Source organism: Amycolatopsis silviterrae (assembly GCF_042684085.1).
Classification (GTDB): domain Bacteria; phylum Actinomycetota; class Actinomycetes; order Mycobacteriales; family Pseudonocardiaceae; genus Amycolatopsis; species Amycolatopsis silviterrae.
On record NZ_JBHUKS010000027.1, the window covers coordinates 126,768 to 145,692 of the forward strand.

The 18,925-nt window shown below is 69.9% G+C and carries 20 protein-coding genes; 6 read left to right on the forward strand and 14 right to left on the reverse strand.

The window, feature by feature from the left end; translation table 11 throughout:
- Positions 1–21 precede the first annotated feature (21 nt).
- The 5 genes from ACFSVL_RS34435 to ACFSVL_RS34455 all read right to left on the reverse strand — a co-directional run bounded on the left by ACFSVL_RS34435 (position 22) and on the right by ACFSVL_RS34455 (position 4,634).
- Positions 22–783 carry an HAD family acid phosphatase gene (locus ACFSVL_RS34435; RefSeq protein WP_378310298.1) on the reverse strand — a complete coding sequence of 254 codons (762 nt, stop codon included), beginning with the start codon at positions 781–783 and terminating at the stop codon, positions 22–24.
- A 23-nt stretch (positions 784–806) separates the two neighbouring features.
- Positions 807–2,015 (reverse strand): class I SAM-dependent methyltransferase, encoded by a 1,209-nt coding sequence (locus ACFSVL_RS34440; RefSeq protein ID WP_378310300.1) that lies wholly within the window; start codon positions 2,013–2,015, stop codon positions 807–809.
- 1 nt (position 2,016) lies between these two features.
- Positions 2,017–2,982: a class I SAM-dependent methyltransferase gene (locus ACFSVL_RS34445; protein WP_378310302.1), complete on the reverse strand. Its 966-nt coding sequence runs from the start codon at positions 2,980–2,982 to the stop codon at positions 2,017–2,019.
- On the reverse strand, positions 2,979–3,758 hold the full coding sequence (locus ACFSVL_RS34450) for an enoyl-CoA hydratase/isomerase family protein (RefSeq protein ID WP_378310304.1): 780 nt from the start codon (positions 3,756–3,758) through the stop codon (positions 2,979–2,981). Before ACFSVL_RS34450 ends, ACFSVL_RS34445 begins: the two co-directional genes overlap by 4 nt.
- Before the next feature lie 63 nt (positions 3,759–3,821).
- Positions 3,822–4,634 carry an ABC transporter ATP-binding protein gene (locus tag ACFSVL_RS34455; protein WP_378310306.1) on the reverse strand — a complete coding sequence of 271 codons (813 nt, stop codon included), beginning with the start codon at positions 4,632–4,634 and terminating at the stop codon, positions 3,822–3,824.
- Between the two features lie 284 nt (positions 4,635–4,918).
- On the opposite strand from ACFSVL_RS34455, the gene ACFSVL_RS34460 reads away from it, so the two are divergent.
- A complete protein-coding gene (locus ACFSVL_RS34460; RefSeq protein ID WP_378310308.1) occupies positions 4,919–5,464 on the forward strand; it encodes a cysteine dioxygenase in 546 nt (181 codons plus the stop codon).
- Entirely contained in the window at positions 5,461–5,856 is a 396-nt protein-coding gene (locus ACFSVL_RS34465; protein ID WP_378310310.1) for a rhodanese-like domain-containing protein, read from the forward strand. The genes ACFSVL_RS34460 and ACFSVL_RS34465 overlap by 4 nt, the downstream gene beginning before the upstream one ends.
- A gap of 13 nt (positions 5,857–5,869) precedes the next feature.
- On the opposite strand, the gene ACFSVL_RS34470 is transcribed toward ACFSVL_RS34465, so the two are convergent.
- The 3 genes from ACFSVL_RS34470 to ACFSVL_RS34480 are packed head-to-tail and all read right to left on the reverse strand — an operon-like array spanning position 5,870 to position 7,652.
- Positions 5,870–6,472 carry a hypothetical protein gene (locus tag ACFSVL_RS34470; RefSeq protein WP_378310312.1) on the reverse strand — a complete coding sequence of 201 codons (603 nt, stop codon included), beginning with the start codon at positions 6,470–6,472 and terminating at the stop codon, positions 5,870–5,872.
- Positions 6,472–6,816: a hypothetical protein gene (locus ACFSVL_RS34475; protein ID WP_378310314.1), complete on the reverse strand. Its 345-nt coding sequence runs from the start codon at positions 6,814–6,816 to the stop codon at positions 6,472–6,474. The genes ACFSVL_RS34470 and ACFSVL_RS34475 overlap by 1 nt, the downstream gene beginning before the upstream one ends.
- A complete protein-coding gene (locus ACFSVL_RS34480) occupies positions 6,816–7,652 on the reverse strand; it encodes a hypothetical protein (RefSeq protein WP_378310316.1) in 837 nt (278 codons plus the stop codon). The genes ACFSVL_RS34475 and ACFSVL_RS34480 overlap by 1 nt, the downstream gene beginning before the upstream one ends.
- Before the next feature lie 310 nt (positions 7,653–7,962).
- Between ACFSVL_RS34480 and ACFSVL_RS34485 the strand changes: the two genes are divergently transcribed.
- Positions 7,963–8,130 carry a hypothetical protein gene (locus ACFSVL_RS34485; RefSeq protein WP_378310318.1) on the forward strand — a complete coding sequence of 56 codons (168 nt, stop codon included), beginning with the start codon at positions 7,963–7,965 and terminating at the stop codon, positions 8,128–8,130.
- Here ACFSVL_RS34485 and ACFSVL_RS34490 read toward each other — a convergent pair.
- The gene (locus tag ACFSVL_RS34490) at positions 8,105–9,112 is read right to left on the reverse strand and encodes a phosphotransferase family protein (protein ID WP_378310320.1); all 1,008 of its coding nucleotides are present in this window, start codon (positions 9,110–9,112) and stop codon (positions 8,105–8,107) included. The two genes, ACFSVL_RS34485 and ACFSVL_RS34490, sit on opposite strands and share 26 nt — an antisense overlap.
- Positions 9,113–9,127: 15 nt before the next feature.
- Complete coding sequence (gene glgP / locus ACFSVL_RS34495) at positions 9,128–11,671, reverse strand: alpha-glucan family phosphorylase (protein ID WP_378310322.1); 2,544 nt, start codon at positions 11,669–11,671, stop codon at positions 9,128–9,130.
- Between the two features lie 128 nt (positions 11,672–11,799).
- On the opposite strand from glgP, the gene ACFSVL_RS34500 reads away from it, so the two are divergent.
- A complete protein-coding gene (locus ACFSVL_RS34500) occupies positions 11,800–13,242 on the forward strand; it encodes a neutral zinc metallopeptidase (protein ID WP_378310324.1) in 1,443 nt (480 codons plus the stop codon).
- Positions 13,243–13,400: 158 nt separating this feature from the next.
- Here the strand turns inward: ACFSVL_RS34500 and ACFSVL_RS34505 are convergent, their stop codons facing one another.
- Positions 13,401–14,321, reverse strand: coding sequence for a tetratricopeptide repeat protein (locus ACFSVL_RS34505; RefSeq protein WP_378310326.1), 921 nt, complete (start codon positions 14,319–14,321; stop codon positions 13,401–13,403).
- A gap of 155 nt (positions 14,322–14,476) precedes the next feature.
- Between ACFSVL_RS34505 and ACFSVL_RS34510 the strand changes: the two genes are divergently transcribed.
- Positions 14,477–14,884, forward strand: coding sequence for a hypothetical protein (locus ACFSVL_RS34510; protein WP_378310328.1), 408 nt, complete (start codon positions 14,477–14,479; stop codon positions 14,882–14,884).
- Between the two features lies 1 nt (position 14,885).
- Here the strand turns inward: ACFSVL_RS34510 and ACFSVL_RS34515 are convergent, their stop codons facing one another.
- Positions 14,886–15,191 carry a thiamine-binding protein gene (locus tag ACFSVL_RS34515; RefSeq protein ID WP_378310330.1) on the reverse strand — a complete coding sequence of 102 codons (306 nt, stop codon included), beginning with the start codon at positions 15,189–15,191 and terminating at the stop codon, positions 14,886–14,888.
- A 71-nt stretch (positions 15,192–15,262) separates the two neighbouring features.
- Between ACFSVL_RS34515 and ACFSVL_RS34520 the strand changes: the two genes are divergently transcribed.
- Positions 15,263–15,760 (forward strand): MarR family winged helix-turn-helix transcriptional regulator, encoded by a 498-nt coding sequence (locus ACFSVL_RS34520; RefSeq protein ID WP_378310332.1) that lies wholly within the window; start codon positions 15,263–15,265, stop codon positions 15,758–15,760.
- Positions 15,761–15,830: 70 nt separating this feature from the next.
- Here the strand turns inward: ACFSVL_RS34520 and ACFSVL_RS34525 are convergent, their stop codons facing one another.
- Entirely contained in the window at positions 15,831–16,199 is a 369-nt protein-coding gene (locus ACFSVL_RS34525; protein WP_378310334.1) for a DUF3817 domain-containing protein, read from the reverse strand.
- 313 nt (positions 16,200–16,512) lie between these two features.
- The gene (locus ACFSVL_RS34530) at positions 16,513–18,900 is read right to left on the reverse strand and encodes a GH92 family glycosyl hydrolase (RefSeq protein ID WP_378310336.1); all 2,388 of its coding nucleotides are present in this window, start codon (positions 18,898–18,900) and stop codon (positions 16,513–16,515) included.
- Positions 18,901–18,925 lie beyond the last annotated feature (25 nt).

Sequence of the window (18,925 nt, forward strand, 5' to 3'; positions counted from 1 at the left end):
GGGCTGGCTCCGGCACCGGGATCAGGGCAGGTAGTACATCGGGTTCGGCAGTTTCACCGGGTGATCCGCGTAGCCGCCTTCCAGGTCGCTGAACTGGTCGCCGAGGTTGAGCACGATGTGCGCGCCGGTCGACTGGATGTGTGCGCGGGTGCCCGATTTGTACTGCACCGTGGTGCAGGTCAGCCCGCACGGCAGGTAGTCCGGCGGGGTGGTCTTCGGCTTGAAGTACGCGCCGGCCGGCGTCGGGTAGCCCTCGTTGGCGAGGTTTTTGAGCGACTGCGGGCCCTGTTTGTCGTTGCGGCCGGTCAGGAAATAGATCCGCACGCCGCGTTCGGCGGCCCACTTCGTCAGCTCCAGCACCGGCTTGTTGGCTTCGAAAGTGCCGTCGTCGATGGCCTTTTGCTGCTTCACCGGGTCGAAGCCGAAGTCGTTGTCGGCCTCCCAGCCGTAGGTGATCTCGGACGTGTCGTCCACGTCCAGCACGATCGCCGGGTTCTTCACCTTCCCCAGCTGCCGCTGCAGGTGCCGTTTCGCGTCGGCGACCACGCGTTTGGTGTCGGCGGCGAACCGGCTGGTTTCGGAGTAGTGGTGCTTGCCGGACGCGTCGAGCCAGTCGCCGTAGTACGCCTTGACGTCGTTCTTGACCTGGCCGATGTTGACTGGTTCCCGGCCGTGCGCGGCGGTGACGGCGTCCGATCCGGCGAGTGCGGTCGCGCCGCCTGCCACGGTGGCGCCGACGGCCGCGGCGGCGGCCAGTTTGACGAGAGCGGGAAAACGAGACACAGCGACCCTCCAGTGATGATTCGTCAACCCGCAGAACTTACGCCGCGTTCCCCGGCTTGAAAACCCTCCGTTGGGATGCGTTCGGCCCGGCAGACGAAAGCCGACGGCGACCGGCCGATCCGGGTTAGCACCACTGTGGACTCTTCGCTTCCGCGCGGCTTCAGCTTGCGACGCAAGGCGTCCGGGTCCACGTCGAGGCCGCGGACTAGGATTTCCAGCCGTCCGACATCGAGTTTCTTCAACCCCTGGCCTAGCGTTTTTTCGCGGTACGGCAGCTGTTCCAGGATCCGGAAGGCGCGCACTCCGGGTGGGGGCGTGTCACCGGTGAGGTAGGCGATGCGTTCGTCCAGCTGCCACAGGCCGTGCCGGGCCGCGTAGTGGCGCACCAGTCCGGCGCGTACGACGGCGCCGTCCGGGTCTACCAGCCACTCCCCCGGCGGCCGCACGGGAATGTCGTCTGGTTCCGCATCGGTGATAGTCCACTGTGTACTGTCCGAACGCAACACTGTCGCCCGGCGGGTGGCACCGGACGAAAGGCCGCGCCACAGGCAGGCCTCGCGGACTTGGCCGTCGAGCGACACGAGTTCTACCTCGTCCGCCCACGGTGCGATGGAGAAGTCCATACCGGGCGCGCATTTCACCGATAGGATCCGGCCGGGATAGGCGTCCACCAACTCGTCCAGCGGCGGCAGGAAGTCGGCGGGACGCCACACTCGGCGACCGGCGGAGTCGCGGCGGGCGGGATCGGCGACTACGGCGGTGTCGCGGGAAACCGGGCGCAGGGCGTCAGATCGGGCGACGAACGGCGAGACTTCGGCGGCGGAAGCGTTTTGCCGGGCCATTTCCAGCCGTACCGGGTCCACATCGGACCCGATCGCCACCAACGCGACGCGGGACAGCTCGACCAGGTCGGCACCTACCGAGCAGGTGACGTCGTGCACGGCGAGACCGGTCAGCCGGGAAGCTCGGTGCTGGGCTACCGGGGTCGCGCTCGCCTGCTGCAAGGCGTCGGCGGTGAAGAGCCACTCCGCGGAAGAAGCCAGCTTCAGCACCGATTTACGCCGCAGTGCAACGGTTTCCAGCACCGGTGAAGCGTGGTCTCCGGCTAGCCGCCGAGCCGTGGTGACGTCCGCGATCCGCGAGGCGTCCAAAGTGGAGCACTCGGCGAGCGCCGCCCGTCCCGCGGCGGAGCGCAGGAAGGCGACGTCGTCGAGCGTGAAACTGTAGGGCAATTCAGGACGGCCGCTTGGTCCCGGTGATCATCACGTTGTAGAACAGCTCGCGCGGCAGCACCTTCGACAGCAGCTTCTTGTCCAAAGCGGACAGCCGCAGCCACAGGTGGTAGGCGAACAACCGCCAGCGCACGGTGAGCTTTTCCTGCGGCACCGCGGCCTCGAAGGTGCGGATCGGCCAGCCGGCCAGCGCCGCCGAGAACTCCTCGGTGACCGCGCGGACGTCCTGGGCGCCGGCCCCGCGCGCCATCGCTTCCAGTTCGGACGGGTCGAAGGTGTGGATGTCGACCACGGCCTCCAGCGCCGCCGCGCGAGACGACTCGTCCAATTCGGACTGTGGACGCCGCCAGCCGCTCAGCGCGGGCAGCTTGGTGAGGTTCGTGGTGAGGTACCAGGTGAACTGGCCGAGCCGGCGCGCGTAGCGGTCGCCGATTTTCGTCGGCTCGCCGGCGAACACGAACCGCCCGCCCGGCTTGAGCACGCGCAGCACCTCGCCGAACGCCTGGCGCACGTCCGGGATGTGGTGCAGCACCGCGTGCCCGACCACGAGGTCGAACGTGTTGTCGTCGTAGGGGATCCGCTCGGCGTCGGCGACCCGGCCGTCGACGTCGAGGCCGAGGCCCTCGGCGTTGCGCAGCGCGACCTGCACCATGCCCGGCGACAGGTCGGTGACCGAACCCTTCTTCGCGACGCCGCCCTGCATCAGGTTCAGCAGGAAGAACCCGGTGCCGCTGCCCAGCTCCATGGCGTGCTGGTACGGCTGGCCGTCCTCGCCCGCCACCGCGTTGAACACGTCAGTGGCGTAGGAGATGCAGCGCTCGTCGTAGGAAATGGACCACTTCTCGTCGTACGTCCCGGCTTCCCAGTCGTGGTAGAGGACGTTCGCGAGCTTCGGGTCGGCGTAGGCCGCCTTGACCTCGTCTTCGGAAGCGTGCGGATTCGGCGCCGGGTCGGACACGGAAGTCACTTCCCCTCGAAACTGGCTTTGCCGGGGCCGTTGTCGATGAACGACTGCATGCCGTTCTTCTGGTCCTCGGTCGCCCAGAGAGCGGTGAACAGCTGCGTTTCGATCTTCAGGCCGGTGGCCAGGTCGACGTCGAGGCCGGAGTCGATCGCCGTCTTGGCCGCGCGCAGCGCCATCGCCGGGCCGTTCGCGAACTGCGAGGCCCACTTGTGCGCGGCCGCGTACACGTCGTCCGGGGCGACGACCTCGTCGACGATGCCGAGCTTCAGCGCCTCCTCGGCCTTCACGAACCGGCCGGTGAAGATCAGGTCCTTGGCCTTGCTCGGCCCGATCAGCCGGGTCAGCCGCTGCGTGCCGCCCGCGCCGGGGATGATGCCGAGCTGGATCTCCGGCTGGCCGACCTTCACGTTGTCGCCCGCGACGCGCCAGTCCGCGGTGAGCGCCAGTTCGAGGCCGCCGCCGAGGGCGTAGCCGGTGATCGCGCAGACGACCGGCTTCGGGATGTTCGCGACCCGGGCGAGCGACGCGGTCAGCTCAGCGCCGAACTTCGCGATCTCCGGGTACGTGCGGGAGGCCATCTCCTTGATGTCCGCGCCGCCGGCGAAGGTCTTCTCGCCGCCGTAGAGGATCACCGCGCGCACGTCGTCGCGGTCGGACGCCTCGCGCGCGGCCTCGGCAAGTTCGGCCTGCACCTGGTTGTTCAGCGCGTTGACCGGCGGCCGGTCCAGCCGGATCGTGCCGACCCCGCCCTCGACCTCCAGGGTTACGAACTCTCCCACGCGAATCCTCCTCGTTGACGAACTGACAGCAGGCTACCGGCCGGTAAGACCAACCAGGTCAACCTACCTGCGGCGGGCGAAGAACCGCTCGCCCGAACGCTGCAGCACCAGGTCCTGGTCGAACGTCTTGGACAGGTTCTCGCTGGTGATCACGTCGTCCACCAGCCCGGACACCACGGCGCGGCCTTCGCGCAGCAGCAGCGCGTGCGTGAAGCCCGGCGGGATCTCCTCGACGTGGTGGGTGACCAGCACCATCGCCGGCGCGTCCGGGTCCATCGCGAGCGCCGACAGCCGCGCCACGAGGTCCTCGCGGCCGCCGAGGTCGAGGCCCGCGGCGGGCTCGTCGAGCAGCAGCAGCTCCGGGTCGGTCATCAGCGACCGGGCGATCAGCACGCGTTTGCGCTCGCCCTCGCTCAGCGTGCCGAACGTGCGCTCGGCCAGGTGCGCGATGCCGAGCGTGCCGAGCAGTTCGGTCGCCCGGTCGAGGTCCATCCGGTCGTACTGCTCGCGCCAGCGGCCCATCACCGCGTAGCCGGCGCTGACCACGACGTCGCCGACGCGCTCGTCGCCGGGCACGCGCTGGGCGATCGCGGCGGAGGTGAACCCGATGCGCGGGCGGAGGTCGAAGACGTTCACCCGGCCGATCCGGTCGCCGAGCAGGTCGACTTCGCCGGAGGTGGGGTGCAGTTCGGCGGCGGCCAGGCGGAGCAGGGTGGTCTTGCCGGCCCCGTTCGGGCCGAGCACCACCCATCGCTCGTCCAGCTCGACCGCCCAGTCGAGGGCCGCGAGGAGGTCGTTTCCGGTACGGCGGACGCCGACACCGGACATCCGCACGACGAGGTCGTCAGGATCGCTGGGCAGGATCGGCTCGCTCACGAGCCCATTGTGGCGGTCGCCCGGGCGCGGGCGCGCACCCGCCCGGGGGTAACCGCGCGCCGGGTGTCCAGCGGATGGGACGAGCGGCCGTGATCGCGATGCTGTGGCAGCATCCACGGCATGTCCAGGTCCGCGCGCCCCGTGTTCTGGCGCCGTCGCGCGATCGACCTGCTCCTGGTCGCTTCCAGCGGATGTAGCCGGGCGCGGCACGCACGCTGATCCTCGTCGGCGTGCCGCGTCGCCTCGTGCCCGGCATCTTCCGACTCATTCCAGGAGCACCCGCGTTGACCACGTCCATCGTCCGTCCGGAAGTCGAAATCCACCCCCAGCTGACCGATCCGCTGCTGCCCGAGCTGCTGCACCCGTCGCGGCTGCTGTGGACGCCGCGCGAGCTGGCCGACCTGACCCGCACCGTCACCACCGAACTGACCACCAGCCTGCGCGAAGTCCTGCGCTTCGACGAAGACCGGCGCTGGTGGGCACGGCTGGCGCTGACCGACGGCGTCGAGCTGTGGCTGCTGTCGTGGCTGCCCGGCCAGCACACGAAGCCGCACGACCACGGCGGCGCGTCCGGTTCGTTCACCGTCCTGCAGGGCGAACTCGGCGAGGAGTACCGCTACCCCGGCGGCCCGGTGCGGCGGCGCGCGCACACCGCGGGCCAGGGCATCGGCTTCGGCGCCGGGCGCGCGCACCAGGTGCTCGGCGTCGGCAGCGAACCGGCGGCCAGCGTGCACGCCTACTCGCCGCCGCTGGTGCCGACGCGCGAGTACACGAGCCTCGCCGACGTGCCGAACGAGATCCCGCCGCTGCCTGCCATTGTGCGGTCATGACCACTCTTGACGGCCTTCTCGCCGACGCCCGGTCCACGCTGGACCGGGCGGATCCGGCGCGGGCCGCGGACCTGCAGGCCGAGGGCGCGCTGATCGTCGACATCCGGCCGTACGCCAACCGGGCCGCCGAGGGCGAGATCCCCGGGTCGGTGGTGGTGGAGCGGATTCACCTGGAATGGCGGCTCGCCCCGGACAGCGAGTGGCGGCTGCCGGGGGTTTCGGCGGAGACGGTCGCGGTGGTGGTGTGCAACGAGGGGTACGCCTCCAGCCTGGCGGCGGCGGATCTGCAGCGGCTGGGGCTGGTCAAGGCGACGGATCTGGCCGGCGGGTTCCGGGCCTGGGCGGCGGCCGGGCTGCCGGTGCGCGAAGGCGGGTCGGCCGCGGTCGACTGACAGGACTGACGGCTCAGCGGTCCGGTTCGAGCCGGGCTGAGATCCTCCCGCCGTTCGCCTGGAAATACCGGAGCACCGCGTCGCTGAGCGCCTGCAGGTGCGGGTTCGGGCCGCCTGGCGCCGGGAACTGCGCCTGGCCCCAGTCCGGGCGGCGAGTCTCGGTCGGCAGGTTCAGCGCGGGCGGGCGCTCGGGTGCCGCCGCCGGCCGTTCGAGAGGGGCGGCTGGCGGTTCTGTGTCCAGGGTGGACCGCAGGTCGTCCAGCAGATTGGACGCTTGGTCCAGCGCCCAGACCGCTTCGTCGGCGTGCTGGCCGCGTTCGGACAGCAGGGCAGGCTCGTCCTCGCCCGAGAGCAGGCGTTTCTTCAGCGCTTGCGCGGCGTCGGCGTAGCGGTACAGCGCTGCCGCGGCGATGCGATGCGCTTCCGCGGCGGCTTCGGTTTGGTCGCGCTGCTTCTTGCGGACCGCCTCGTACGCCTCGGCTCCCGCGCCGGCCCACTCCGGCAGAGCGTGCTCTGCCAGCCCCAGGGCAACCGGATCCAGCACCTCGGCCAGCCGGCCGCACCGGTCGGCCTCGGCGCGCATCAGCGACGAGATGTCGTCAGACCACTCCGCCATCAGCCGAGAACCGTCCGGATCTCACTCGGGCCGTTGTCCTCCGGCGGCCTGTCGACGATCTTCTCGATCGCTTCGACCGCGTTGGATTCGTAAGCGGCGTAATGGTTTGCGGCCGTTTCGAGCCGTTCGGCGAGCCGCGCGAGATCGGTCTCGACCGCCTCGTTGGCGCGCACGGAGGCGCTCTGGAAGCGCTCCAGGCTGCGGGCCAGCAGCGCTTCGCCGGACCGGCCGGGCTGAGCGCTGTAGCGAAGCGCGCCGCGGCGGTGCTTGGCGTCCGCGTGCACCTCAGCGAGCCGTGCGGCGGCCTGGCCGAGCTGCGCGGGATCGGTTTCGTACCCGGTCATCACGCCTCCCGCGTTCCGGCGATCTCACGCACCGTGTCGAGCGGCAGCGACAGCATCCGCTCGGTTCCGCCGCCGAACGCGGCGTTCGGGTTCACCAGCAGCCCGGCCGAGTGCCGGACGGCGGCCTGCGCGGCCTCCCGGCCGGAGCACGACCGGACGCTCGACCACTGCTGGCCCAGTGCTTTCGCGTACTCGCTGAGGGCCTCGTCGTCGGTGAACACGCAGCACCAGTTGCCGCATTCGCCCAGCGCCGCGATCAGCAATTCCTTGCCGGCGAACGGCATCCGGACCCGCTCCTCGGGGAACCGCGCCAGGACGTAGCCCGGCAGGTCGGCGAAGGCTTCGACGACGTGCGACACCGGCCGGGCCGGCGGGGGCTCCAGCAGAGCGCGGGCGGCGGCCAGCTCCGCGGGGCTGAGCGGCGGCAGCGGTCGGGACAGGCTTTCCTTGATCCGGCGGGTGAACAGCTCGCGCTGCTCGTCGCACTTGGTGCGGCTGATGCCCAGCCGGGCGAACCTCCCCGCCAGCTTCGCGTTCTCCTCGTCGCGCGGGAGGCCGACGTTGAACGCGGCCCAGAACACCCCGGCGAGCCGGTCGTCGCCGAAACTCTCCAGCACCGCGGCGAGCCGGGCGACGACGACCACGCGCACCTCGGCCGCGGCGGCGGTGTCCGGGACGTGCCAGCGGGCGCGGAGTTCCTGCCCGAGCCTGCGGCGCAGATCCTCGTGCCAGACGCCGCTTCCCTTGTGCAGTCCGTCCACCGCTTTGCGCAGCGCGACGCTCATCGGCGGTTCCGGGCGCGACCAGTCCACGCGGACTCCCCCTTTGTCGATCACGGGCAAGAATCCTAAACGACATTTCCCCGTCCTTCTGAGGTGGAATATTCCCGGCGGAATCGGGACACCCGCGTTTTCCTGGGGAATCGTGGAAAAGTCCCGGCTGGCGAATGGTCAACAGCGGGAAAAGTCCCGGGAAAATCACGTCCCGATCACGGAGTGACAATTCGAAGTGACGGCGCGTGCCGGATCCGAGGCGCTGACCTGGCACGATTTTCCCGCGAGAATCACCGGAACAGCGGTGTGCGCGGTCGTGTCGAAGCTACGTTCAGGACGAAGAATTCCGAAGGGGAACGAAGGGAGATCTCCGGTGGAACTGTTCGTGATTGTCACGCTGGCTTGGATGAACGGGGCGTGGGTCACCGCGCTTGGGGTTTGCTGGAACGCGCGGCGCAGGCTGGAGCGGAAGCTGGCGGAACGGGAGGCGGAATGCCGGCACGCGGTCCCTCCGGTCAGTTTTCCGGCCCATCCGATCTGAGGGAGTTGGCGGCCTGCCAGGCGAGGCCGTCCAAGTGGTTATGGCCGGAAAGCAGCAGGGCGATGCGGTCCTGCGCCGCTTCGCGGATGTTGGGCTGGGGGTGGTGTGCGTGCAGCGCAAGCTCTACGTACATGTCGTAGAAGTTCAGCCGCTCGCGCAGGTGCTCGCGCTCGAACAGTTCCGGATACGCGCCATGCAGCCATCCGGGGACCTCGGCGAGGGTGCGCTCGTCGAGCCCTCGTTCGTCGGGGGTGGGCGGGTACTCTCGCGACCTCGCGCACCAGCGCAGGATGGTGTCGAGCTCGGCATCCGCGGGCTGGGCCAGCGCCTCCGCGAAGTCGATGAGACCGGTGACGCGTCCGTGGTCGACGATCACGTTGGAGCCGTGCACATCGCCATGGACGAGGACGGGTTCGTCGGCGGCGAACAACGCCAAGCGTTCCTGGAGCCAATCGGCGACGTCCGCGAGCAGGCGTGAGTCGTGACCGGGCAGTCGCCGGGCCGCCTCGACTTGCTGGAGTGCCGCATTCACTACGGGCGGGTGGAACGCGGGCCACGACGAGCCGGAGAGCGCGTCGGCCAGCCAGGGCGGCAGCAGGTCGGGCGGGACAGGAACGCGGTGGAGGGCGCGCAACGCGAAGCCGAGGCTCTCGATGATTGACCGGCGCGTGCGCGAGTCCGCCGCTGGCCATGCGTCGTACAGGGTTTGGCCGGGCAGGCGTTCGGAGATGGACCACGGCCCGTCCGGACCGTCGCCATGGGCGAGGATCCGGGCGTGCGGGACCTCGCTGCCAGCGAGCAGGCCGACGACTGCCGCCTCGTGGCGATACGCGTCGCGGAACTGTCCGCTGGTGTTCAGCCGTACGACGAATTCGTCGCCGACCCACACGCGGCTCACCCAACCGGCCTGCGGAAGAAAGCACCCGGACGCTGGCAGCCCGGCAGCCGCCAGCGTCCTCAGCAGCGCCGGATCGGTTGCCAAGCCCGCACCGCCGGTTCAGGCGAGCACGACGCGCGCCAGCTCCGCCGGGCTTGCCAGCAGCGGGTGTTTCGGCAGCACCCGCACCGTGTAGCCGACCGAACCCGCGCGCGGCAGGCGCAGGGTCGCGGCGAACGCGCCGATGCCGTCCGGCTCCATCGGGACCTGCACCGAGTCCGCGAGTTCGTCCCCGTCGCCGACCTGGCCCACCACGGCCTGGATGTCCACTTCGGACGGTTCGAGGCCGGACAGGTCGATCCGCGCGCGGATGGTGACCTCGGTGCCCACCACGAGCCGTTCGGTGTGGTCGTACTGGAGTTCGGCGTCGAAGATCCGCACGCGCGGCCACGCGACTTCCAGTTTGGTCCGGTAGTCGGCCAGCGAAAGCGCGCCCTGATGGCCGTCGTCGGTGGCGGCGGCGACCATGCGCGAGGCGGGCAGATAGCCGGAATCCACGTACTCGCGCACCATCCGCGACGCCTGCACGCGCGGGCCCAGCGTTTCCAGGGTGTGCCAGACCATCGCGAGCCAGCCGGTCGGCACGCCGTCCGCGCCGGTGTCGTAGTAGAGCGGCGCGATCTGCTGGCCGAGCAGGTCGTACAGCGCGGCGGCTTCGAGGTCGTCGCGGCGGAGCGGGTCGGTGACGCCGTCCGCGGTGGGGATGGCCCAGCCGTTGGAGCCGTCGTAGCACTCGTCCCACCAGCCGTCCTTGATGGACAGGTTCAGGCCGCCGTTGAGCGCCGACTTCATCCCCGACGTGCCGCACGCCTCCAGCGTCCGCACCGGGTTGTTCAGCCACACGTCGCAGCCGCGGTAGAGGTAGCGGGCCATCGACATGTCGTAGTCCGGCAGGAACACGATGCGGTGGCGCACCGCGGGATCGTCGACGAAGCGGACGATCTGCTGGATCAGCTGCTTGCCGTTCTCGTCCGCGGGATGGGATTTGCCGCCGATCACGATCTGGATCGGCCGCTTCTCGTCCAGCAGCAGCGCGCGCAGCCGGTCCGGGTCGCGCAGCATCAGCGTGAGCCGCTTGTACGTCGGGACGCGGCGGGCGAAGCCGACGGTCAGCACGTCCGGGTCGAAGACGCGGTCGGTCCAGCCCAGTTCCAGCGCGGACGCGCCGCGCTGCATCCACGCCGTCCGCACCCGCCGCCGGACCTCGCCGACGAGCTTTTCCCGCAGTTCCCGGCGCAGTTCCCACAGCTGCTGGTCGCTCACGCCGTCTCGCAGCGAGCTGCCCGGCGTGCGGCCCTCGTGGCCGAACTCCTCGTGATTGCCGCCGAGCAGCGCGCTCAGCTCGCGCGCCACCCAGGTCGGCCCGTGCACGCCGTTGGTGATCGACGCGATCGGCACCTCGGCCTCGTCGAAACCGGGCCACAGCCGGGAAAACATCCGGCGGGTGACGCGGCCGTGCAGTTCGGAGACGCCGTTCGCGCGCTGTGCCAGCCGCAATCCCATGTGCGCCATGTTGAACAGGCCCGGGTTGTCCTCCGAGCCGAGCTGCAGCACGCGGCGCACGTCGACGTCCGGGACGAGCCTGCCGTCGGAGAAGTAGCGCTGCACCAGGTCGACCGGGAAGCGGTCGATGCCCGCGCTGACCGGCGTGTGCGTGGTGAACACGGTCCCGGCGCGGACCGCGGGCAGCGCCTCGTCGAACGCGAGACCGTCGGACTGGATGATCTCGCGGGCGCGCTCCAGTCCGAGGAAGCCGGCGTGGCCCTCGTTGGTGTGGAACACCTTCGGCTGCGGATGGCCGGTCAGCTCGCAGAACTTCCGCACCGCGCGGAAGCCGCCGATGCCGGCCAGGATCTCCTGCCGGATGCGGTGGTCGGCGTCGCCTCCGTAGAGCCGGTCGGTGACCGAGCGGAGGTCCTCGTCGTTGGCCTCGATGTCGGTGTCGAGCAGCAGCAGCGGGATCCGGCCGACGCGCGCCCGCCACATCTGCGCGCGCAGGTCCCGCCCGCCCGGCATGGCGACCTCGACCAGCACCGGGCGGCCGTTCTCGGTGACCAGTTCCAGCGGGAACGCGTTCGGGTCGATCACCGGGTAGTGCTCGACCTGCCAGCCGTCGAGCGACAGGCCCTGGCGGAAGTAGCCGGACCGGTACAGCAGGCCCGCGCCGACCATCGGCACGCCGAGGTCCGAGGCCGCCTTGAGGTGGTCGCCGGCCAGCACGCCGAGGCCGCCGGAGTAGTTCGGCAGCGCCTCGGTGACCCCGAACTCCATGGAGAAGTACGCCACCGCCTGCGGCAGGCCGTCGTCGGTGCGCCGCTGGTACCAGCGCGGTTCGGTGAGGTAGCGGTCCAGCCCGGCCGCGGCCTCGCGGGTGCGGCGCAGGAAGTCCTCGTCCTTCGCCAGCTCCTCGAGCCGCTCCGGGGGCAGCGCGGTGAGCATGCGCAGCGGGTCGCGGATCTTGTTGAACAGTTCGGCGTCCATCGAGGCGAACAGGTCGCGCGTCGGCGGATGCCAGGTCCAGCGAAGGTTGGTCGCGAGTGCCCCGAGCCCGGCGAGCGGCTCGGGCAGGCTGGCGCGGACGGTGAACCGGCGGACTGCACGCATGGTCAGCGACGATATCCGGCCCGCTTCCCGCGCGCTCGCACCCCACTTCGGGCATTGTCCGCGCGTTGCGCCATCCGGGTCAGTAATGTCCGGGTTCGTTGTCGGACGCGGAAGTGGAACGAGGGAACATGAGCCGAGGAGGACGCCGATACGCGCTGGTCGCGCTCGTTATGGCGACCGTGCTGGGGACAGCCGCGTGCGGGGACAAGACTCCTCCGGCGACGCCGGGCGCCGGGAACGTGGCCGGGCTGCCGGTCACGCATTTCGAGAGCGGGCTGCGCTCCGGCGCGCCGAAGCCGGACCTGCCGGTGAAGAACGCCAGCGGCAGCGAGGACGACCAGCTCGCCACCGCCGCGATCGCCGACGTGCAGGCGTACTGGAGCGAGGCGCTGCCCGCCGAGTTCGGCGGCAAGCGGTTCTCGCCGGTCCGGTCCCTGCTGTCGTACGACTCGAAGCACGACACCGAGGACACGGCGTGCGGCAGCGTCAAGCAGCTGGTGAACGCGTTCTACTGCGCGGGCGACGATTCGGTGGCCTGGGACCGCGGCGTGCTGCTGCCGATGCTGCGCAAGCGGTTCGGGCCGATGGCGGTGGTGACCGTGCTGGCGCACGAGTTCGGCCACGCGATCCAGTACCGGCTCGGGCCCGCGGCGGGGATCTCGAAGTCGACGCCGACGGTGGTCAAGGAACAGCAGGCGGACTGTTTCGCCGGCGGGTACTTCCGGTGGGTCGCCGAGGACAAGAGCAAGTTCTACCGGGTGTCGACCGCGGAGGGGCTGGACCAGATCCTGGCCGCGATGTTCTTCATCCGGGACCAGGCGGGGACCAGTGCGACCAACCGGCAGGCGCACGGGACGGCGTTCGACCGGACGTATGCGTTCCAGGCCGGGTTCGAGAAGGGGCCGAAGGAATGCGCGGGGATGAACGCGCAGAACGTGCAGAAGCGGCTGACCGAGCGGCCGTTCGACTCCGGGGACAAGGGCAAGGGCGACCTTCGCTTCGACGAGCGGAAGGTAGCCGGGTTGAAGGCCAGCCTTGACGAGGCGTTCAAGGGCGCGGGTGTGCAGGGGCCGCAGTTCAAGGCCGGGGCGGGCAGCTGCCCCGGCGGGCCGAGCACGCCGCCCGCGTCGTACTGCCCCGACGACAACACGGTGACGTTCGACCAGCGGGCGCTGGAGAAGCTGGCCGAGCCGGTGGATCAGGAAGCCGAGATGGCCGGGAAGGCCGGGGGCGGGCTCGGCGACTTCGCCGCTTTCGCCGAGCTGGCGTCCCGGTATGCGATCGGGGTGCAGAAGGGCGTGGGGGCCTCGATCGACACGCCTAATGCCGGGCTGCGGACGGCCTGTCTGGTGGGAGCTTGGGCGGCGTTCTCGAACCATCCGACCGGGGGTGTGAACCTGAAGCTCTCCTCGGGCGATCTGGACGAGGCGATCGCGGATCTGCTCCGGCCGGACGGACTGGTGTCGGCGAACGTGAACGGGGAGCGGCCGGACAGCGGGTTCGACCGGGTCGAGGCGCTGCGCCGCGGCTACCTCGAAGGGTCGTCTTCCTGCTCGAAGCTGTACGCCTGAGCCTGGGGCCGGGAGGGCCGTGAGGGGAACCCTGAGGGAATCAGCGGGCGTGAAGGTGGCCCTCACGGACATCGGCCGGGCCGGGCTGAAGGTCCGTGAAGGACTCCTTGAGGGAATCTGATTCCCTCAAGGAGTCCTTCACGGACCTGAAGCGGGGCTTAGAAGAGGGCGCTCGCCAGGTCGCGGCGGGCCTTGGCGACGCGTTCGTCGGCCGGGTCGAAGAGTTCGAACAGCGCCACCAGGTGCTCGCGGACCCGGTTGCGGTCGTCGCCCGCGGTGCGGCGGACGACGTCGACCAGGCGGCGGAACGCGCCTTCCACGTCCTGTTCGGCGATGTCCAGGTCGGCGGCCGCGAGCTGGGCGTCGATGTTCTTCGGGTCGGCTTCGGCCTTTTCGCGGGCGCTCGGGTCGGCGGCCTCGGCGCGGGCGGTGAACTTGACCTGGGCCAGTGCGTTCTTCGCCAGCTCGTTGGCCGGTTCGGCGTCGAGGATGCGCTCGTACGCGGCCTGTGCGGCGGCGTAGTCGCCCTGCTCGAAGGCTTCCTCGGCCTCGGTGAAGCGCGGGTCTTCCGGCTCCTCGACCGGGCCGCGGGCCTCCTCGGCGGCGCGGATGCCGGGCAGACGGTCGCGCAGGGCGTCGAGCAGCGAGCCCAGCCACTTGCGGATCTCCGGCTCCGGCAGCGCGCCGGAGAACGCGTCCACGGGCTGGCCGCCGGCGATCGCGACCACGGTCGGGACCGATTGCGCGCCGAACGCCTGCGCGATGCGCGGGTTCGCCTCGACGTCGACCTTCGCGAGCACCCAGGAGCCGCCGCTCTCGCCCGCGAGCCGTTCCAGCACCGCGGTCAGCTGCTGGCACTGTTCGGAGAACCCGGCCCACAGGTCGACGACCACGAGCTGGTTGAGCGAGAGTTCGACGACGGACTGGAAGGTCGCCTCGGTGACCTCGAGCACCGTGTCCGACGGCGCGGCGGGAGTGCCGTCCGGCTGTCCCGCTCCCGAAGGCGGCTGGTTCCGGCCCGCCTCCGCCCTGGCTTTGAGCGCGGACAGGTCGACCGCGCCGGACAACGCGGCGGACATGGCCGCTGAGTTCGCTGCAGATCCGCGTGGGTGTGTCACGCCCTCCATCCTGGCACGCCCCGCCGCGAGAGTTCAGCGCCGTCCCCGAGGTTCGCTTTTGGCATGAACACTCGCCTGAGGCATGCTCTGCCCGAGGACAACGAGGAGGCCCGAGGATGCTGAGCCGGCGCAACGCCACGGTCGCGGTCGCCGTCGTGGTCGCGGTGGCGTGGATCGCCAGCATCACGGTGACGGTCGCGCATCAGGACCCGCCGGGCGCCGCGTCCCCGCCCGAACTGCGCACGGAGCTGGCCGCGGCGCTGAGCGGACGGGACGCGGACGCGCTCGCCGGGCTGTTCGACGTGCCCGGTTCCGGCGGGGACGACCTCGCCAAGGACTACGTCGGCGTGCTCAAGGACGGCAACGCGCGCGACATCTCGGTGCAGCTCGCGCCGGACGACCGCTCCCCCACCGCGGCCGTCGTGCGCGGGAAGACCGGGGCGGGCGAGCAGTTCAGCTACCGGCTCGCGGTGACCAGCGCCAAGGGCCGCTGGACGGTCGCGTTCACGCCGCCCATCCCGTAGCTCAGCCCTCGCGCAGGTGCGCCTCGACGCGGTCGACCTTCGCGGTGAGCTGGCCGGAGTCGTAGCCGGGGCGGATGTCGGCCTTCAGCACCAGCCCGACGCGCGCCGAGCCCTCGCCCGCGGCTTCCACCGCCTGCTTCACCACCGCCATTACCTCGTCCCAGTCTCCTTCGATCTCCGTGAACATGGAGCTGGTCGAGTTCGGCAGCCCGGACTCGCGCACCACCTTCACCGCACGCGAGACGGCCTCGCTCACTCCGCCGTCCGGTTCCCCCGCCGAGGGGCTCACGCTGAACGCGACGATCATGCCGGCTTCCTTTCCCTGTTCCCGCAGGGCGACCCCCACGACCGGGGTACCCGCTGGTAGCTTCGGTTGCCATGAACCGTCCGCTGCCGTTCGATCCGATCGCCCGTGCCGCGCAGCTGTGGGAAGACCGGATCGGCCCGGCCGGAACCATGGCCGCGGTCACCGGTGTGATGCGGGTGCAGCAGATCATCCAGTCGGCGGTCGACGGCGCGTTGAAGCCGCACGGCCTCACCTTCGCCCGCTACGAGGCGCTCGTGCTGCTCACCTTCTCCCGCAACGCGCGGCTGCCGATGCGGGTGATGGGCGAACGGCTGCAGCTGCATCCCACCAGCGTCACCAACATAGTGGACCGGCTGGAGCGCGACGGGCTCGTGAAGCGCGTGCCGCATCCGACCGACCGGCGCACCACGCTCGTCGAGATCACCGACGACGGCCGCGCGCTCCGGGAAACCGCTACCGCCGCGGTGACCGGCATCGACTTCGGGCTCACCGGGCTCACCGGGCGGCAGGTGGAGCAGCTGACCGACCTGCTTACCAAGGTGCGCAAGGCCGCGGGGGACTTCACGTAAAAAGCCTCGTGAGTGGCAATCACGGTTCTAACCGGGATTGCCACTCACGAGGCTTAAGTCGGGGTGGGGCTCAGACGCCGACCGGCTCCTGCGCGCGGACGAAGAGGCCGACGCCGCCCTGGGTCAGCCGCTGCGGGCCGTCGAGCTTGCCGTTGCGCAGCGCCCACTTCTCGAACAGCCAGGTGAACAGCGGCGGGATGCTCGCGAGCAGCGCCAGCACCAGGGTCTTGCCCCGCCAGCCCAGCGGCTTGGCCACGGACAGGGAGACGATCACGTACAGGGCGAAGACGACGCCGTGCACCATGCCGAGGACGGGCACGCCGCCCTCGTTAGACGCGTCGACGACGTACTTGAGAAACATCCCGATCAGCAAGCCGAGCCAGGACAGAGCCTCGGCGACTGCGGCCACGCGGAACACGAGAGCGGCCTTGCTGGACACGACATCCTCCTGTGCGTCACCTGGTGCGTGCTGACTGCACACACAAAAAACACGTCCGACGGACTGTCCAAGGCGGACCGAACCGCCTGGCGTCAACAGCACTGTCGAACGGGTATGAGACCAGTGTGAGGCGTGACCGGCCTCACCGGAACACCGGGGCCCGTGACTCTGATCACGAGCTATCCCCGAAATGGTCTGCACCAATTCCGGACGGCGGGCCGAAACGGGCGGGAAATGCCCGGTTAACGGGAAAGGCCGCCCCCGGATCCCAGGATCCGGGAGGCGGCCTTCACGGATTGTCCGCGAGCGGACACTAAGCGGCACAAGGAGAAGGCGGCGCGGAGGAAGGTGACGTTCCCCACGTGGCCTTCGGCGCGTCGCCGGTCAGCGAGAAGTCCAGAGTGGACCCGCGGCGCAGTTGTTCGAGACTGACGAACGTTTTGCCCGACACGGTGCCGTTGACGCGAAGCCCCGACACGTACTGCAGCTGCGCGCCGTTCGCGCCGCGCGCGTTGATGGTGAAGTCGCGGCCGTTCGGCAGGTGCAGCACGGACTTGGCGAATCGCGGCGCGTTGAGCACGAAGTTCCCGGTACCCGGAACGGCCGGGTAGAGGCCGAGCGCGCTGAAGACGTACCAGGCGGACATCGTGCCGAGGTCGTCGTTTCCGGTGACGCCGTTGGGGGCGTTCGTGAACAGCGTGTGCGCGGCCCGCACCACCGCGGAGGTCTTCCACGGCTGCCCGGTGAGCGTGTACATCCACGGCGAGTGGAGGTCGGGCTCGTTGTTGGGGTTGTAGCGGAACTGTTTGTAGTAGTCGTAAGGACCGACGACCCACTTCTCGTGCGCGGTCTTCGCCGGGTCCTTCACCAGGTCGTCGTAGGCGAAGAAGTCGTCGAGCCGCTTGCCCGCGTTGGCCGCGCCGCCCATCTTCGCGACCAGGCCGGGCACGTCCTGCTGGACCAGCCACTGGTACTGCCACGCCGTGCCCTCGTGGAAGCCGTCCTGGCCTTGCGGGCTGTACGGGCCGTCGGCCGGGGTGTACCAGCTGCCGCCGGTCACCTTCGGGCGGAAGTAGCCGGTGAAGCCGCGGTCGGTCACGGACGGATCCCACAGCGTCGCGTACGTCCGGCCCTTGGCCGCCAGCTGCTTCGCGTCCTGCTTCCGGCCGAGCGCGGAGGCCATCACCGAGAGGGAGCAGTCGGCGAGGGCGTACTCCAGGGTCGCGGACGCGCCGTGTGCCGGGTCGGTGTCCTGGCCCTTTTTCGGGAAGTTCGGGTCGTATTGGACGAATCCGTCCGTCTGGTAGCTCGCGTTGCCGGAGCGGCCTTGGAACGGGGACGACGCGGGCGGGATTTCGCGGGAGTTCTGCAGCAACGCTTGGTAGGCGTGCATTTCGTCGCCGCTCAAGGCACCGAATCGCCACAGGTCGACCAGGAATGGCGTTACCGGGTCGCCGGTCATGGTGTTCGTTTCTTGACTCGCGTACGCCCAGCGCGGGAGCCAGCCGCCCTGGTCGTGGATGGCGAGAATGCTCTTCGCGACGTCCCTGGCCCGGTCTGGTTTCAGCAGGGCCAGTAGCTGGTTCTGCGAGCGGTAGGTGTCCCAGAGGGAGAAGAAGTCGTAATACGTCCAGCCGATCGCGCGGTGGATCTTCTTGTCGAAGCCGTAGTAGCGGCCGTCGGCGTCGTTCGCGGTCAGCGGCTGCAGGAAGGCGTGGTAGAGGGAGGTGTAGAAAACCGTGCGGTCGTCTGGGGTGCCGCCGGTGATGTCCACACTGGACAGTTCGCGCCGCCAGGCGCGCTGGACGTCGTTCTTGACCGCGTCGAACGGGCGGACGCGGGAGGCGGCGAGGTTGATGTCCGCACCACGAGCGTCCACTTGGGAAATCGACGTGGTGGCGGTGACTTGGCCGCCCTTCGGGAAGGTCAGCCACGCGCCGCGCAGGCCCGCCCCGCCTTGCGCCGAGCGGCTGCCGGGGGTGCCGCCGTCCGGCGACCAGGTGCCGTAGGAGGAGAAGGGCTGGTCGAATTTCGTGGTGAAGTAAGTGGTGTAGGGCTTGCCGCCGCAGAAGGCTTGCGATTCGACGGTGCCCGCGATGGTGTGGTCGTCGACGATCCGGACACTGCTTCCGCTGACCGGCTCTTTCGCGTTCGCCTGCCCGACGTTCACGAAAACGTTGGCCGGCCCTGATTTGTCGAAGGAATATCGCTCGACGCCGCTGCGGGTGCTGGCCGTGGTTTCGACGTCGATGCCGCCGTATCCGGTCAAATGCACCTTGTAGTAGCCAGGTTTTCCGACTTCGCCTTCGTGGGTGTACGGCGCGGCGTACTTGGCTTGGTCGAAGGTCGCGGGCTTGCTGGTGTCGAAAGCCGCGCCTGGGCCGATCGCGCCGGTGGTGGGCAGCATGGACACGAGGCCGCCCTGTTCCCAGCATCCCGCGCCGGACAGGAAGAAATGGCCGAAGCCGCGGATCGCGGTGTCGGTGTAGAGATATCCGGCGTAGTGCGTGGTGATCGGACTGGACTGGACCATGCCGAACGGTGCGGACGCACCCGGGAAGGTGTTGCCCTCGTCCTGTGTGCCGATGAAGGTGTTCACCGCGTCCAGCGGATCGGCCGGACGCGCCTGCGCCGACACCGGCGTCAGCGCCGCGGCGACCACAGCGAGCGCCGTCGCACCCGCCAAAACCCTGCTCCTCATAGGACTCCTCTGGGAAAAGTCCGTG

Bases quoted from the DNA above. Each gene is read 5' to 3' on its own strand.
- ACFSVL_RS34465 (WP_378310310.1), top strand. From the start codon at position 5,461: ATGACCACTCTTGACGGCCTTCTCGCCGACGCCCGGTCCACGCTGGAC.
- ACFSVL_RS34470 (WP_378310312.1), bottom strand. From the start codon at position 6,472: ATGGCGGAGTGGTCTGACGACATCTCGTCGCTGATGCGCGCCGAGGCC.
- ACFSVL_RS34475 (WP_378310314.1), bottom strand. From the start codon at position 6,816: ATGACCGGGTACGAAACCGATCCCGCGCAGCTCGGCCAGGCCGCCGCA.
- glgP (WP_378310322.1), bottom strand. From the start codon at position 11,671: ATGCGTGCAGTCCGCCGGTTCACCGTCCGCGCCAGCCTGCCCGAGCCG.
- ACFSVL_RS34500 (WP_378310324.1), top strand. From the start codon at position 11,800: ATGAGCCGAGGAGGACGCCGATACGCGCTGGTCGCGCTCGTTATGGCG.
- ACFSVL_RS34505 (WP_378310326.1), bottom strand. From the start codon at position 14,321: ATGTCCGCCGCGTTGTCCGGCGCGGTCGACCTGTCCGCGCTCAAAGCC.
- ACFSVL_RS34510 (WP_378310328.1), top strand. From the start codon at position 14,477: ATGCTGAGCCGGCGCAACGCCACGGTCGCGGTCGCCGTCGTGGTCGCG.
- ACFSVL_RS34515 (WP_378310330.1), bottom strand. From the start codon at position 15,191: ATGATCGTCGCGTTCAGCGTGAGCCCCTCGGCGGGGGAACCGGACGGC.
- ACFSVL_RS34520 (WP_378310332.1), top strand. From the start codon at position 15,263: ATGAACCGTCCGCTGCCGTTCGATCCGATCGCCCGTGCCGCGCAGCTG.
- ACFSVL_RS34530 (WP_378310336.1), bottom strand. From the start codon at position 18,900: ATGAGGAGCAGGGTTTTGGCGGGTGCGACGGCGCTCGCTGTGGTCGCC.